This window comes from Amycolatopsis sp. FDAARGOS 1241 (assembly GCF_016889705.1).
GTDB lineage: Bacteria > Actinomycetota > Actinomycetes > Mycobacteriales > Pseudonocardiaceae > Amycolatopsis.
Genome location: NZ_CP069526.1, coordinates 9397889 through 9411622, shown reverse-complemented (window position 1 = coordinate 9411622; position 13734 = coordinate 9397889). Strand labels below are relative to the sequence as shown.

The window sequence follows — 13734 nt, the reverse complement described above, 5'->3', positions numbered from 1 at the left end:
GGTAACCCGACCGGAGCAACGATGCGGGCAAAGGGCCGCGGGGCGGCTACTCTGCGGACGAACCGCGGTCGGGGGACGCGGCGACAACGTCCTGAGGAACATCGAGGGGAACGAGGTGGGGCAGTGGTGAATTCCCGTGACGCGGGCCTGCGCGACCGGCGTGATCCGGAGCCACCCGACGCAGCCGCCACCCGCCCGTGAGCGCTCTTTCCCTTCCCCCGAACCGCCCCCGACCTGCGAACGACACCCCGATGACTGCCGATTCGATCAGCCCGATCCCCCGCTCGGCGGCGCCGCGCGAGGCGCCCGCCGCCGTGGCCGCGATGGTGCGGTTGATCCGTGACACCTGGGCGCGGTCCGAGCCCTTCATCCCGGAGATCTCGCAGTTCTTCTACGGGATGCTGTTCACCCTCGCGCCGGCGACGCGGGACTTCTTCCCCATCAACATGGAGGTGCAGCGCGGCCGGCTCGTGCGCGCGCTCGTGCACATCGTGCAGATGGTGGACCGGCCCGACGACCTCGTGCCGTTCCTGCGCCAGCTGGGGCGCGACCACCGCAAGTTCGGCGTGATCCCGAAGCACTACGAGGCCGTGGGCACGGCGCTGCTGGCTTCGCTGAAGAACCACCTGGGCCCCGAGTGGACCGTCCCTGTGGAGCGGGCGTGGGCGGAGGCCTTCACGATCGTCGCGCGCGCGATGCAGGAGGCGGCGGCCGCCGACATGAACCCGGCTTCGTGGCCGGCCACCGTCGTCGAGCACCGGCGGCTGACGTGGGACCTGGCCCTCGTGCGGCTGCTGCCCGAGCAGCCCGTGCCGTACCTGCCGGGGCAGTACATGAGCGTGGAGGTGCCGCAGCGCCCTCGGTTGTGGCGCTACCTCTCGCCGGCCAACGCGCCGCGGGAGGACGGCGGGATCGAGTTCCACGTGCGCGCGGTGGACGGCGGCTGGGTGTCGCGCGCCATCGTGAGCCACACGCAGCCCGGTGACATCTGGCGGCTCGGCCCGCCGCTCGGGCGCATGGCGGTGGACCGTGACCGGTCCCGCGGCGTCGTGATGGTGGCGGGCGGAACCGGCGTCGCACCGCTGCGTGCGATCCTCGACCACCTGGCGATGTGGGGCGAGAACCCGAAAACACGCCTGTTCTACGGCGGCCCGACCCGCGACGACCTCTACGACCTCGAAGAGCTGCGCGCGCTGTCGTCGACGAACCCGTGGCTCACGGTCACGCCCGTCGTCGAACGTGGCGACCACTTGCCCGGCTGCGAGCAGGGGACGCTGGCGGAAGCGGTTACGCGCTACGGCGCTTGGCCCGAACACGACATTCTCGTGTCGGGTTCGCCGTCGATGATCCGCGCGACGGTGTCGCGCATGCTGGTGGCCGGCAGCGCGCTCAGCCAGATCCAGTACGACCCGTTCACCATCGACTGACGAGGTCATCGGCTCACAAAGAATCTTTCCCACCGGCGAAAGATCACTTTGACTGTGTGCCAGAACAGGTTGACTATTAGTGGTTGAAATTGCTCCGTTCGAGCGGGAACGCCGTTAACTGCACCCGTTTTTCTCCGGGTGCGCCTACAGTCGTGATTCCTCGGGGGCGGCACGCGTACGCATCGCCGCGTGAAGACGAATACGTTTGGCCAGAGTGGAGAAAACCGTTCCCGATGTGTGTTGAATCAGCGAAGATCGAACTCGCTCCGAACCCCGCCCTGCGCAGAACGATGTCCGGTTCCGAGAGTGCACGGGTGATCCGCGAGAGCTTTGCGCAGGTTGAGGCGAAATCAGAAGAACTCGCACAGTACTTCTACGGGGCGCTGTTCGTGATCGCGCCGGACACCCGTGATCTGTTCCCCGTGACGATGGCCACACAGCGCAGCAGATTGTTGCGCGCACTCGTGTACGTCGTGCAGATGGTGGATCGGCCCGACGAACTCAGCACGTTCCTCTCACAGCTGGGCCGTGACCACCGGAAGTTCGATGTGCTCGAGCGCCACTACGACGCCGTCGGAACGGCGTTGCTCAGCGCGATGAAACGATTTCTCGGCAGGGCGTGGACGCCCGAAGTGGAAACGGCGTGGACGTCGGCCTACCGCGTGATCTCGGAGATGATGCGCAAGGCGGCCGCCGAGGAAGCGGGGCCGGCGTGGTGGAGCGGCACGGTGGTGGAGCACCGGAAGGTCTCGACCGATGTGGCGCTGGTGCGCGTGCGGACCGAGGGACTGCTGCCGTACCGGCCGGGCGCGTACGTGAGCGTCGAGGTGCCGCAGCGGCCTCGGTTGTGGCGGTACCTGTCGATGGCGACGTCCCCGCGCGACGACGGTCTGCTGACCTTCCACGTCCGCGCCGTCACCGGCGGCTGGGTCTCGCGCGCGATCGTGAACCACACCAACCCGGGCGACGTCTGGCGCCTGGGCCCTTCGCTGGGCGCACTTTCGGTGGTGCCGACCACCGACCAGCGCCCGCTGCTGATGATCGCCGGCGGGACGGGCGTCGCGCCGCTGCTGGCGATCCTCGACGAGCTGGCGCGGTGGAAGCGGAACCCGCCGGTGCACCTGTTCTTCGGCGGCCGCAAGCCCGGTGACCTCTACGCCCTGGACGAACTGCGCCACTTGGCGGTCACCTCGCGATGGCTGACGGTCACCCCGGTGACCGAAGAAGGCGCGATCTCCGGCGGCGACCGCGGAACCCTGGCCACCGCCGTGACCCAACGCGGCAAGTGGGCCGGCCACGACGTCCTCGTGTCGGGCTCGCCGAACATGATCCGCGCGACGGTCGCCAGGCTGCTGGCCACGGGGGTGGAGCTGGAGCGGATCAAGTACGACCCGTTCACGCTCGACTGAGGCTGCCACGCGGGTTGAGTCTGCGCCTGAGCTGGTGCCGACGCCCGGTCCGATCACGGCAACCCTCCGCCTCGCCCAACCGAGAGTGCCGCGCGAGTGCAAATCCGCGCCGCGGCCGGCGCCGACACCCGGTCCGATCACGGCTTACCCCTCCGCCTCGCCCGACCGAGGCCGCCGCACGGATGGAAATCCACGCCCCCTGGGCGCCGACACCCGGCCCGATCACGGCTACCCCCTCCGCCTCGCCCGACTGCGGCTGTCGCGCGGGCGGAAATCCGGCGCCGCGGCTGGTGCCGGCGCCCGGCCCGATCACGGCTTACCCCTCCGCCTCGCCCGACCGAGACTGTCGCGCGGGCGGAAATCCACGCCCCCTGGGCCCCGACACCCGGCCCGATCACGGCAACCGCTCCCCTCGCCCGACCGAGACTGTCGCACGGATGGAAATCCGCACCCGGCGCCGACACCCGGCCCGACCGCGGCTACCCCTCGGCCTCGCCCGACCAAGACTGCCGCACGGATGGCGGCCGACGCCGACACCCGCCCGAGAACGCCGCTACCACTCGGACCCGCCCCACCGAGGCCGCCGTGCGGCGGAGGTTTGGGCCGGGACAGACGGGCCGGTCGCAGCCGAGCGGCGTCGCGACCGCGGTCGGCACCGCTGTTCGTCACGCCTCCGGGGTAATTTCCGGCTGGGGTCTGGGCCAGTGCCGGGCTAGAGTTCCGGGGCATGGAGGTCACGATCCCCGCCCCGGACGGCGACATCACCGGCTACCTGGCGGTTCCCTCGGGCCCCGGCCCGTTCCCGGCCGTCGTGATCATCCACGACGCGCTCGGCCTGTCCGCCGACGCGCGGCGCATCACGGACCGCTTCGCTGATTCGGGTTACGTCGCGCTCAGCCCGGACCTGCATTCGCGCGGCGGCTTCTTCCGCTGCGTGCGCCAGGTTTTCAAGGACATGTTCGCCCGCCGTGGCCGCGCCTTCGACGACATCGAAACCGCGCGTGCCTTCCTGGCCGCCCGCGACGATTGCACCGGCAAGATCGGCGTCGCCGGCTACTGCCTCGGCGGGGGCTTCGCGCTCGTCGCGGCCTCCCGTTCGTTCGACGCGTCCGCCCCGTACTACGGCCAGCTGCCCCGCGACCTCTCCGTCCTCGACGACGCCTGTCCGATCGTCGCCAGCTTCGGCCGCCGCGACCCCTCCCTCCGCGGCGCCGCCACCAAACTCGACGCGGCCCTCACCGAACGCAACATCCCCCACGACGTCAAGGAATACCCCCACGCCGGCCACAGCTTCGCCAACAAAATCGCCCCGGCCCCGGTCAACACCCTCCTGCGCGTCCTGGGCGTCAGCTACCACGAAGACTCCGACCTGGACGCTTGGCAGCGCGTGATGTCCTTCTTCGGCGAGCACCTCAGCTAACCGCCGAACGGGAGCGGGCGCGAGTTGGCCACTCGCGCTACTCCGCCGGCACGACCGGTCCAGTCGCACTACACACAGCACGACAGGTCCACTCGCACCCGCCCGACGGCACCGGGGGTCCAGTCGCCGCGGGACCGCAGGAACGAACGGTCCCTCCACCCGCCACGCGCCGGCATCACTGGACCGATCGCACACACGGTGCCGCGCGCGGGGACCGTTACCCACGTTGCCCAGCGCGAACGGGCCATCCGCGCACCACCGGCCGGCACGAAAGGTCCACTCGCGCGGGGACACCACCGGTCCGTTCGCGGAAAGTCGGTTGCCGCCAGCCCAGTCACGCCCACCCGCCGGTCGGCGCGAGAGGACCATTCACCCGCGGCGTGGCGTGCGAAGGGACAGGTCAAGCTCATCCGTGGGCACGAAAGGTCCACTTGCGCGACGGCACCACCGGTGCGTTCGGGGAAGTCGGGCGCCGCCAGCCCAGTCGCACCCACCCAGCGGCGCGAAGGGACCGATCAGCCGCGGTGCGGAACGTTGCAGAACGCGAACGGACCATCCGCGCACCACCGGCCGGCGCGAAAGTGCCACTCGCGCGGGGACACCACCGGTCCGTTCGCGGAAAGTCGGGCGCCGCCAGCCCAGTCACGCCCACCCGCCGGCGCGAGAAGACCATTCACCCGCGGCGCGGTGTGCGAAAGGTCCCCTCGCACACCATCGGCGCGCGGCGCGAGGGGACCGATCATCCTCGTTGCAGAACTCGAACGGACCACCCGCGCACCACCGGCCAGCGCGAAAGTGCGACTCGCGCGGGGACACCACCGGTCCGTTCGCGGAGAGACGGGCGCGGCCAGCCCAGTCACGCCCACCCGCCGGTCGGCGCGAGAGGACCCGATCGCATGCGGTGCGGCGCACGAAGGGACAGGTAGAGCTCATCCGCGGGCACGAGCGGCCCGCTCGCACGAGGCACGAAAAAACCAGTCGCGCATACCCGCGAGCATGAACGGTCCAGTCGCGCAGGGCGCGACAAGACCACTCGCGCACACCCCCAAGCACGAACCGTCCACTCGCGCGGGGCGCAAAAGGTCCAGTCGCGCGCACCGACAGGCAACAATGGTCCACTCGCCTACACGTGCAAGGGCAGGAAAGGCCAGGCGCACACACCCACAGGCGCGAAAGGTCCGCCCGCGCACCCCCGCGAGAACGAACGGCCCACTCGTAAAGGGGCACGAAAGGTCCAGTCGTTCGGAGAAGGGCGCCACCGGTCCAGTCGTGCGGAAGCGGCAGGCCGTCAGGGCCGGCAGGTCGTCAAGCGAGGCAGGTCGTCAGGCGACTTGCCAGCCTGCCGGCCGAAGCATCCCTCGAACGCGAAACAGCCCCTCCACCACCGGAGACCCAGCAGCGAAGGGGCTGCCCACCCAAGCTTGAAACCAAAGCCAAAAGCCCAAACCTCAGTGGCGCTTGGGCTTCCACACCACCAAAGACGTCTGCTGCCGCGTCGGGACGAGGTCCTTGCGGTAGGACGCGTGGACCGCTGCGGCGGCCTGTTCGGCGGCGGCGTAGGCGGCCGCGAGCTCTTCGGTCAGTTCGTGCACCCGGGAGCGCAGCGCGTCGACCTGGTTTTCCAGTTCGATGATGCGCTTGACGCCCGCCAGGTTGACGCCGGCTTCCTGCGAGAGGCGCTGGACCTCTCGCAGGAGCGCGATGTCGCGCATCGAATAGCGGCGCCCGCCGCCGGAGGTGCGGCCCGGGGAGACCAGGCCCTGGCGGTCGTAGGAGCGCAGGGTCTGGGCGTGCAGGCCGGACAGCTGGGCCGCCACGGAGATCACGAACACGGGGGTGTCCTCGTCCGCGCCGTGCGGGAGTCCCGGGATTCCGCCGAACATCACCCTCACCTGCCTTCGAGCAACTCGGTGATGTCGGGCCGCGGGTCGTTGCCCTTCATCGCCTCCGCGTAGGCCTCCAGGGCCGTCCGCGCCTTGTCGTCCAGTTTCGCGGGCACCGCGGCCTGCAGGGTCACCAACAGATCGCCCCGCGAACCGTCCCGCTTCTGAATGCCCTTTCCGCGCACGCGCAACACTCGGCCACTCGCGGTACCCGCCGGGACCTTGAGCGAGACCTTGCCCTCGAGCGTCGGCACCGTGATCGTGGTGCCGAGCGCCAGCTCGGTGAAGTCCACCGGCACCGTCAGGGTCAGGTCCAGGCCCTTGCGGCCGAACAGCTTGTGCGGCGCCACGTGCACGCGGACGTACAGGTCACCGGCCTGCGCGCCACCCCGGCCCGGTTCGCCCTGGCCGGCGAGGCGGATCCGCTGGTCGTCGTCGACGCCCGGCGGGATGCGCACCGTCAGCGTGCGGGTGCGGGTGCTGATGCCCTCGCCACCGCACTCCGGGCACGGGTCGTCGATGATCTGGCCGCGGCCGCGGCAGTCGCGGCACGGCTCGGAGAACGCGAACGCACCCTGGCTGCGGCTCACCAGACCGGAGCCGCCACACGTGGGACACGTGCGGGGCGACGTGCCCGGCTTCGCACCGTTGCCGCCACAGGTCTGGCACGTCGCGGGGCTCGACAGCCGCAGCGGCAGGGTCGCGCCCTTGACCGCCTCGACGAAGTCGATCCGCACGTCGGTCTCGACGTCGGCGCCGCGCTGCGGCCGGTTGGCCGTCGCGGTGCCGCCGCGGCCCGAACGGCCGAAGATGCCACCCAGGATGTCGCCGAGCCCGCCGAAACCGCCCTGCTGGGCGCCGGCCTGACCGAAGATGTCGCCCATGTCGAAGCCGCCCGCGCCGGCGCCGCCGGGGAAGCCGCCGAACCCACCCGCGCCCGCGCCGAACAGGCGCTGGGCCTCGTCGTACTCCTTGCGCTTCGCCGGGTCGGACAACACGCCGTAGGCCTCGGACACGGCCTTGAACTTGTTCTCGGCCGTGACGTTGCCCGCGTTGGCGTCCGGGTGGTTCTCCTTGGCGAGCTTTCGGTAGGCCTTCTTGATCTCGTCCGCGGTGGCGTCGGAGGAGACACCCAGCTCTTTGTAGAAGTCCTTGCCCATCCACTCCCGAGCACTCATCGGGTGCCTCCTCCTTTCGCTTCGAAACGGTTGTTACTGCTGGTTCGGCTCATCGATCGACCCGTCCAGCGGCAGCTCGCCGCCGACGGGCGGGTCGACCGGCGCCGCGGCCGGCTCGTGGTCGGTGACCCCGACCAGCGCCGCCCGCAGGACCCGATCCCCGAAGCGGTAACCGCGGCGCATGACCACGGTGACCGTCGGGCCCGTCACGTCCGGCGAGGTGTTGTGCTGCACAGCCTCGTGCACGCTCGGGTCGAAGGACTCGCCCTCGACGCCGAACGACTCGAGCCCGGCTCGCTGCAAGCCGCTCACCAGCTTGTCGCCGACCGACTTGAACGCACCGGTGAGATCACCGTGCTGCTCCGCCCGCTCGAGGTCGTCGAGCAGGGGGAGCAGATCGCCGACCACCGACGCCTTCGCGCTCAGGACCACGGCCTCGCGGTCGCGGTCCACGCGCTTGCGGTAGTTGGCGTACTCCGCCTGCAGCCGCTGCAGGTCGGCCGTGCGCTCGGCCAGCTGCTTCTCGACGTCCGACGCGACCGAGACCGAGTCGTCCACCGAGTCGCCGAGCGAGGGGCCCGCGTGGTGCGCGGGCGCCTCGTCGGCGGGCAGTTCGCTTTCCGGGGCAGGGGGACGGACCTCACCGGTCTGCGGGTCGAGCCGCCGCCGGTCACGCACGACCACCGGTTCCTCGGGGCCCCGGCCCTCGGCTTCCTGGTGTCGTGGGGTCACTTCTTCTCGTCCTCTTCCACGATCTCGGCGTCGACCACGTCATCGGCCTTGGCCTGGCCCGCACCCGCGGAACCGGCGTCGGCACCCTGAGCACCGTCACCGGCGGCCGCGCCGCCCTGGTTGGCGTACAGCGCGCTGCCCAGCTCCTGCGAAGCCGTGTTCAGCTTCTCGATGGACTCGCGGATCTTGGCCGAGTCGGTGCCCTTGAGCGCCTCGTTGGCCTCCTCGATCGCGGTCTTCACCTTGCCCTTGAGGTCCTCGGGGAGCTTGTCGTCGTTGTCCTTGACGAACTTCTCCGTCTGGTAGACCAGCGTCTCCGCCTGGTTGCGGGTCTCCGCCTCCTCGCGGCGCTTCTTGTCCTCCTCGGCGTGGGCCTCGGCGTCCTTGACCATGCGGTCGATGTCGTCCTTCGGCAGCGCGGAGCCACCGGTGATCGTCATCGACTGCTCCTTGTTCGTGCCCAGGTCCTTCGCGGTCACGTGCACGATGCCGTTGGCGTCGATGTCGAAGGTGACCTCGATCTGCGGCACGCCGCGCGGGGCCGGCGGGAGACCGGTCAGCTCGAACATGCCGAGCTTCTTGTTGTGGGCCGCGATCTCGCGCTCACCCTGGAACACCTGGATCTGCACCGACGGCTGGTTGTCATCCGCGGTGGAGAAGATCTCCGAGCGCTTGGTCGGGATCGTGGTGTTGCGCTCGATGAGCTTGGTGAACACGCCACCCTTGGTCTCGATGCCGAGCGACAGCGGCGTGACATCCAGCAGCAGGACGTCCTTGACCTCGCCCTTCAGGACACCGGCCTGCAGCGCCGCGCCGACCGCGACGACCTCGTCCGGGTTCACGCCCTTGTTCGGCTCGCGGCCACCGGTCAGCTCCTTGACCAGCTCGGCCACGGCCGGCATGCGGGTGGAACCACCCACGAGCACGACGTGGTCGATGTCGCCGACGGAGATGCCGGCGTCGCGGATCACGTTGTTGAACGGCGCCTTGGTGCGGTCGAGCAGGTCCGAGGTGATCTTCTGGAACTCGGCGCGCGACAGCGTCTCGTCGAGGAACAGCGGGTTCTTGTCCGCGTCGACGGTGATGTAGGGCAGGTTGATGCTCGCGGAGTTGGAGCTCGACAGCTCGATCTTCGCCTTCTCGGCGGCCTCACGGATGCGCTGGAGCGCCATCTTGTCCTTGGTGAGGTCGATGCCGTTGGCGGCCTTGAACTTGTCGACCAGCCACTTGACGATGCGCTCGTCCCAGTCGTCACCACCGAGGTGGTTGTCACCGGACGTCGCACGCACCTCGACGACACCCTCGCCGATCTCGAGCAGCGACACATCGAACGTGCCGCCACCGAGGTCGAAGACCAGGATGGTCTGCTCCTTCTCGCCCTTGTCCAGGCCGTACGCCAGAGCGGCGGCGGTCGGCTCGTTGACGATGCGGAGCACGTTCAGGCCGGCGATCTGCCCGGCCTCCTTGGTGGCCTGCCGCTGGGCGTCCTCGAAGTACGCCGGCACGGTGATCACCGCGTCGGTGATGTCCTCACCCAGGTACGCCTCGGCGTCGCGCTTCAGCTTCATCAGCACGCGCGCGCTGATCTCCTGCGGCGTGTACTTCTTGCCGTCGATCTCGGAGTTCCAGTCGGTACCGATGTGCCGCTTCACGGACCGGATCGTGCGGTCGACGTTGGTCACGGCCTGGTTCTTCGCCGACTGACCGGTGAGCACTTCACCGTTCTTGGCGAACGCGACGATGGACGGGGTCGTCCGGGAGCCTTCCGAGTTGGCGATGACCGTCGGCTCGCCGCCCTCAAGGACGGCTACGACCGAGTTGGTCGTGCCGAGGTCGATGCCGACCGCTCGCGCCATGGTGCTTCCTCCTGTGTTGGCAGCTCTACTGCTATGTTCGTGACCTGCACGTTCGAGCTCCGCCTTGAGGGGAGCCCTGGCAAGTTCTATCGGCCTCTCGTGCGCCTCGTCAAGCCAGACTTGAGTCGCTCGCACTCAACCTTCGTATCAGCCTAACGACCACGTTCCGGTTCTTGTTCCCGCGGTCACCCGCAGACAGTCCCGTGAGGTGGTGTGAGGCCGCTCACCAGGGGTTTTGTCAGCTCGGCGCGTGCGCACGCCGAGTTCAGCAGCCCCGTGCGGCCGTTGTCGAGGCACGTGAGGACCACGGAGCCGGTGAGGTCCGGGGCGCGCCTCGAGTAAGGGTCCGAGTGACAGCGACGATCAGCCTCACGCCGGACGGGCCGGCGCGACGGGCCGCGCGGCACGGTGGTCGACCTCGCTGCCGACGGCCGCCGGCTCGGCCAGCCACCCGGCACCCGGCGGCACCGCCACCCGCACCACGGCCACGGGCTGCGTCGCCGGCGGCGTGTCGGTGCGGCCGCCGAAACTCGCGGTCAGCACGAAAGCTCCCACCGCGCCGGCCAGGACGGCCGCCAGCACCCGCGTCTCGATCTTGCGCATCAGAAGAATCTCCCGAATGTGGTTCAAGCTGCCTTGACGGTGACGCTGCCGCTCTCGGTGGTCAGGTCGAGCGTCTTCGTGCCGGCTCCGCCGGTGTCCTGCGTGTACTGCGGGATGAGCACCGACCGGTGCCCGCTGTCGCTGTCGCCGATCACGCGGTACGACCCGGCGGGCACCCGCACGTCGACGCTGCCGGAATCGGCTTTCACCTGCACGTCGTTGGGACTCGCCAGCGCCAGTTCCACCCGGCCGCTGTCGGCGGAGATGTCGACCGGCCCGCGCACCCCGTCGGCCGAGACGTGCCCGGAGTCGGTGTGCAGCTGCACCGGGCCGACGTCGTGCAGGTCGATCGAGCCGCTGTCGAGCCGGAGGTTCACCGAGCCCGCGACGTTCGCGACCTGCGCGGGGCCGGAGTCGGCGGTGACGTCGACGCTGCCGACGCCCGCGATGTCCAGTGAGCCGGAGTCGGCCCTGCCCGTGACGGGCAGCCCGGCCGGCACGACGACCTCGAAGTCCGCCGTGCAGCTGCGGCCGCAGTCGCCCAGCACGAGCTGGTCACCGTCCACGCGCCACGCGTCGCCGGGCTCGGAGCGGAAGTTGTAGTGCAGCTTCTGGTGCACGGAGATCGGCCCGGACCCGGTGCGGATCCGGACGTCGCCGGAGTCCGCGTCGAGCCTCACGCCGCGGATCTGCTGGGCGACCGTCGCGTCCCGCTCCACGGAGGAGCCCAGCCCCCACCCGAAGGCGACCGCGACCCCCACTCCGATCAGAACTACGCCACCCAGTGCCAGAAGCGGGCGTGCCACGGTGTCCGTCCCCTCAGTGCTGCTCATCCGTCTCGCCAAAAGGTATGAGCGGCCCCGCCGCGGCGGCATCCGGTAAACCCCCCGAAACATCCCTGAGGTGCCGGGCCCCGGGTCAGGGTCATAACCTGTCGTCGAGTGGACTTCCAAGATCAGCTTGATCAGGAGGATCGATGCCCCAAGCGCCCAATCCGTACGATTTCCTGCCGTCCGTCCCGTCGTTCACGCTTCGCAGCAACGACATCGCCGAAGGCGAGACGCTGGCGACCCCGCACCTGTCCGGCATCTTCGGCGCCGGCGGCGAGGACCGTTCGCCGCAGCTCTCGTGGGAGGGCTTCCCCGAGGGCACCCGCAGCTTCGCGGTGACGGTGTACGACCCCGACGCCCCGACCGCGTCCGGGTTCTGGCACTGGGCCGTGTTCAACATCCCCGCGTCGGTCACCGAGCTCGCCGCGAACGCCGGCGACGCGAGCGGATCCGGCCTGCCCGAAGGCGCCGTGACCCTCAAGGGCGACGGTGGCGTGAAGCAGTTCCTCGGCGCGGCCCCGCCGCCCGGACACGGCCCGCACCGCTACTACTTCGTGGTCCACGCCCTGGACGTCGACTCCCTCGACGTCAGCGGCGACGCGACGCCCGCGTTCCTCGGCTTCACCATGTTCGGCCACACGCTGGCCCGCGCCACCATCATGGCGACCTACGAGAACAAGGGCTGAGTTCTCACCGGAGCGGGGCCATCGCGGGTCCGCCCGCGGTGGCCCCGCGGCCTTTTCGGACGAGTGTCTGTTGTGGACGCCCTACCGCAGGGCTTCCCGGCCCACGCCGTCGCGTTCGAGGTAGCGGCCCTTCGTGTGCTCTTCGAACCCGAACTGCCGGTACAGCTCGTGGGCGTCCGCCGTGTGGAGCATCCAGCGGAAGTCCTTGCCGGGGCCGTTGTCGATCATCTCGCGCACGATCTCCTTGCCCAGCCCGGCGCCGCGGGCGTCCTCGACGACGAAGACGTCACCGAGGTAGGCCGAGGTCACGCCGTCGGAGAAGGCACGGGCGAAGCCGACCTGACGACCGGTCACGCGTTCGTACGCACCGACCACGCGCCACGACCCGGCGACCGCCGCCTCGACCTGTTCGCGCGTGCGCCAACGGCCCCAGTAGGCCTCGGTGGACAGGAACTTCCACAGCACGTCGAGGTCCAGCCGGCCGGGGTCGTCGTCGAGTTCGTAGTCGCCTGCGATCCGCATGTCCCGCAAGCTAGCCGAACCCACGAAACCGCCGCACCGGAGTTACCAATCCGGCCAAAAGCAGGCGGGCCCGCAACCGGACGTAACCGCGGTTGGCTGGCCGTGCCCGCCGTGACTGTGGTCGGATTGGTAACCGGCAACACAGTCAGCGCGGCTTGAGCAGGTAGTCCACCACGGGCCGCAGCTCGTCGGCCGACGGCGGTTCGTCGTCGATCAGCCCCTGGATCAGCAGGCCGTCGATGCCGGCGAGGAAAACGCGGAACGCGATCTCGTCGTCGTGGCGGACCATGGACGTCAGCACGTCGAGCCAGCGCCGCGCGGCCGGGCGCAGCTCTGGTTTGCGCGCGGCAAGCAGGTACAGCTCGTACTCCGCCATGGTGCGCCCGCGGCGCGGCCCGAGCGCCTCCGCGAGCAGACCGGCCACCTCCTCGGCGCCGCGGCTGCCGCGTGAGCGGGCGCGGTCGATCATCCAGTACACCTCGGTGGCCATGTCGCGCGCGCACGAGATGAGCGTGGCCACGAGCAGGTCGTCGAGCGAGGCGAAGTGGTAGGTGGTCGACGCGGTGGGCACGTCGGCCTCGGCCGCCACCGTGCGGTGCGTGACGCCGGCGACGCCGTCGCGCTCGATCACCCGCAGGGTGGCCTCGATGATCTCCGCGCGCCGCTTCTCGCCACGCGCCTTGCGTCCGTCGACCTGGATCTTCACTGGCTGCTCCCGACTTCGATGAGCACCACCCCGCCGATCACGAGTACCAAACCGCCGACCATCACGAGGTTGATCGGTTCCTTGAGGAACAGCACCCCGATGATCGCGACGAGCGCGACGCCGGCGGCCGCCCACACCGCGTATGCGACGCCGATCGGCAACCCCAGCTTCAGCACGCGCGACAGCGCGAAGAACGCCACCCCGTATCCCACCGCGACCAGCACCGACGGGAGCACTTCGGAGAACCCGTCGGAGAGCTTGAGCGAGACAGTGGCGGTCACTTCTGCGGCGATCGCCAAAGCGAGGTACAAGTAAGCACCCATGGACACGAAACTACTACCTGAACGATCGTCCCACTAGCCAGCGAGGCGTGCACCACATCGGTGGGACTTGGGCCTCGCCGACCAGTTACCCATCAGTAAGAAGCGTTACCCTGCTCGGCACCGGGGCTGTGACCCGCGCACAGACTCCGGCACCACCAC

The 13734-nt window shown here is 69.8% G+C and carries 13 protein-coding genes; 4 read left to right on the top strand and 9 right to left on the bottom strand.

Features of this window, described 5'->3' with window-relative positions; all coding sequences use genetic code 11:
• Positions 1-251 precede the first annotated feature (251 nt).
• The 3 genes from I6J71_RS45610 (at position 252) to I6J71_RS45600 (ending at position 4256) form a co-directional block, all read left to right on the top strand.
• Positions 252-1427, top strand: a complete 1176-nt coding sequence (locus I6J71_RS45610; RefSeq protein WP_204092530.1) for a globin domain-containing protein — start codon at positions 252-254, stop codon at positions 1425-1427.
• A 290-nt stretch (positions 1428-1717) separates the two neighbouring features.
• Complete coding sequence (locus I6J71_RS45605) at positions 1718-2836, top strand: globin domain-containing protein (RefSeq protein ID WP_204092529.1); 1119 nt, start codon at positions 1718-1720, stop codon at positions 2834-2836.
• 727 nt (positions 2837-3563) lie between these two features.
• A complete protein-coding gene (locus I6J71_RS45600) occupies positions 3564-4256 on the top strand; it encodes a dienelactone hydrolase family protein (protein ID WP_204092528.1) in 693 nt (230 codons plus the stop codon).
• 1448 nt (positions 4257-5704) lie between these two features.
• Here I6J71_RS45600 and I6J71_RS45595 read toward each other — a convergent pair.
• The 6 genes from I6J71_RS45595 to I6J71_RS45570 all read right to left on the bottom strand — a co-directional run bounded on the left by I6J71_RS45595 (position 5705) and on the right by I6J71_RS45570 (position 11341).
• Positions 5705-6139 (bottom strand): heat shock protein transcriptional repressor HspR, encoded by a 435-nt coding sequence (locus I6J71_RS45595; RefSeq protein ID WP_204092527.1) that lies wholly within the window; start codon positions 6137-6139, stop codon positions 5705-5707.
• A 5-nt stretch (positions 6140-6144) separates the two neighbouring features.
• Positions 6145-7317: a molecular chaperone DnaJ gene (dnaJ, locus tag I6J71_RS45590; RefSeq protein WP_204092526.1), complete on the bottom strand. Its 1173-nt coding sequence runs from the start codon at positions 7315-7317 to the stop codon at positions 6145-6147.
• 33 nt (positions 7318-7350) lie between these two features.
• Entirely contained in the window at positions 7351-8049 is a 699-nt protein-coding gene (gene grpE, locus I6J71_RS45585; protein WP_204092525.1) for a nucleotide exchange factor GrpE, read from the bottom strand.
• Positions 8046-9905, bottom strand: a complete 1860-nt coding sequence (gene dnaK / locus I6J71_RS45580; protein WP_204092524.1) for a molecular chaperone DnaK — start codon at positions 9903-9905, stop codon at positions 8046-8048. The genes grpE and dnaK overlap by 4 nt, the downstream gene beginning before the upstream one ends.
• A 369-nt stretch (positions 9906-10274) precedes the next feature.
• On the bottom strand, positions 10275-10508 hold the full coding sequence (locus tag I6J71_RS45575) for a hypothetical protein (RefSeq protein ID WP_204092523.1): 234 nt from the start codon (positions 10506-10508) through the stop codon (positions 10275-10277).
• A gap of 23 nt (positions 10509-10531) precedes the next feature.
• Entirely contained in the window at positions 10532-11341 is an 810-nt protein-coding gene (locus I6J71_RS45570; RefSeq protein ID WP_239154287.1) for a DUF4097 family beta strand repeat-containing protein, read from the bottom strand.
• 143 nt (positions 11342-11484) lie between these two features.
• On the opposite strand from I6J71_RS45570, the gene I6J71_RS45565 reads away from it, so the two are divergent.
• On the top strand, positions 11485-12024 hold the full coding sequence (locus I6J71_RS45565; RefSeq protein WP_204092522.1) for a YbhB/YbcL family Raf kinase inhibitor-like protein: 540 nt from the start codon (positions 11485-11487) through the stop codon (positions 12022-12024).
• Positions 12025-12105: 81 nt separating this feature from the next.
• Here the strand turns inward: I6J71_RS45565 and I6J71_RS45560 are convergent, their stop codons facing one another.
• The 3 genes from I6J71_RS45560 to I6J71_RS45550 form a co-directional block, all read right to left on the bottom strand.
• Complete coding sequence (locus tag I6J71_RS45560; RefSeq protein WP_204092521.1) at positions 12106-12546, bottom strand: GNAT family N-acetyltransferase; 441 nt, start codon at positions 12544-12546, stop codon at positions 12106-12108.
• Between the two features lie 145 nt (positions 12547-12691).
• On the bottom strand, positions 12692-13252 hold the full coding sequence (locus tag I6J71_RS45555) for a TetR/AcrR family transcriptional regulator (RefSeq protein ID WP_204092520.1): 561 nt from the start codon (positions 13250-13252) through the stop codon (positions 12692-12694).
• Positions 13249-13575, bottom strand: coding sequence for a multidrug efflux SMR transporter (locus tag I6J71_RS45550; RefSeq protein ID WP_204092519.1), 327 nt, complete (start codon positions 13573-13575; stop codon positions 13249-13251). Before I6J71_RS45550 ends, I6J71_RS45555 begins: the two co-directional genes overlap by 4 nt.
• Positions 13576-13734: the final 159 nt, after the last annotated feature.

Bases quoted from the DNA above. Each gene is read 5' to 3' on its own strand.
- I6J71_RS45610 (WP_204092530.1), top strand. From the start codon at position 252: ATGACTGCCGATTCGATCAGCCCGATCCCCCGCTCGGCGGCGCCGCGC.
- I6J71_RS45605 (WP_204092529.1), top strand. From the start codon at position 1,718: ATGTCCGGTTCCGAGAGTGCACGGGTGATCCGCGAGAGCTTTGCGCAG.
- I6J71_RS45600 (WP_204092528.1), top strand. From the start codon at position 3,564: ATGGAGGTCACGATCCCCGCCCCGGACGGCGACATCACCGGCTACCTG.
- I6J71_RS45595 (WP_204092527.1), bottom strand. From the start codon at position 6,139: ATGTTCGGCGGAATCCCGGGACTCCCGCACGGCGCGGACGAGGACACC.
- dnaJ (WP_204092526.1), bottom strand. From the start codon at position 7,317: ATGAGTGCTCGGGAGTGGATGGGCAAGGACTTCTACAAAGAGCTGGGT.
- dnaK (WP_204092524.1), bottom strand. From the start codon at position 9,905: ATGGCGCGAGCGGTCGGCATCGACCTCGGCACGACCAACTCGGTCGTA.
- I6J71_RS45575 (WP_204092523.1), bottom strand. From the start codon at position 10,508: ATGCGCAAGATCGAGACGCGGGTGCTGGCGGCCGTCCTGGCCGGCGCG.
- I6J71_RS45570 (WP_239154287.1), bottom strand. From the start codon at position 11,341: ATGAGCAGCACTGAGGGGACGGACACCGTGGCACGCCCGCTTCTGGCA.
- I6J71_RS45565 (WP_204092522.1), top strand. From the start codon at position 11,485: ATGCCCCAAGCGCCCAATCCGTACGATTTCCTGCCGTCCGTCCCGTCG.
- I6J71_RS45560 (WP_204092521.1), bottom strand. From the start codon at position 12,546: ATGCGGATCGCAGGCGACTACGAACTCGACGACGACCCCGGCCGGCTG.
- I6J71_RS45550 (WP_204092519.1), bottom strand. From the start codon at position 13,575: ATGGGTGCTTACTTGTACCTCGCTTTGGCGATCGCCGCAGAAGTGACC.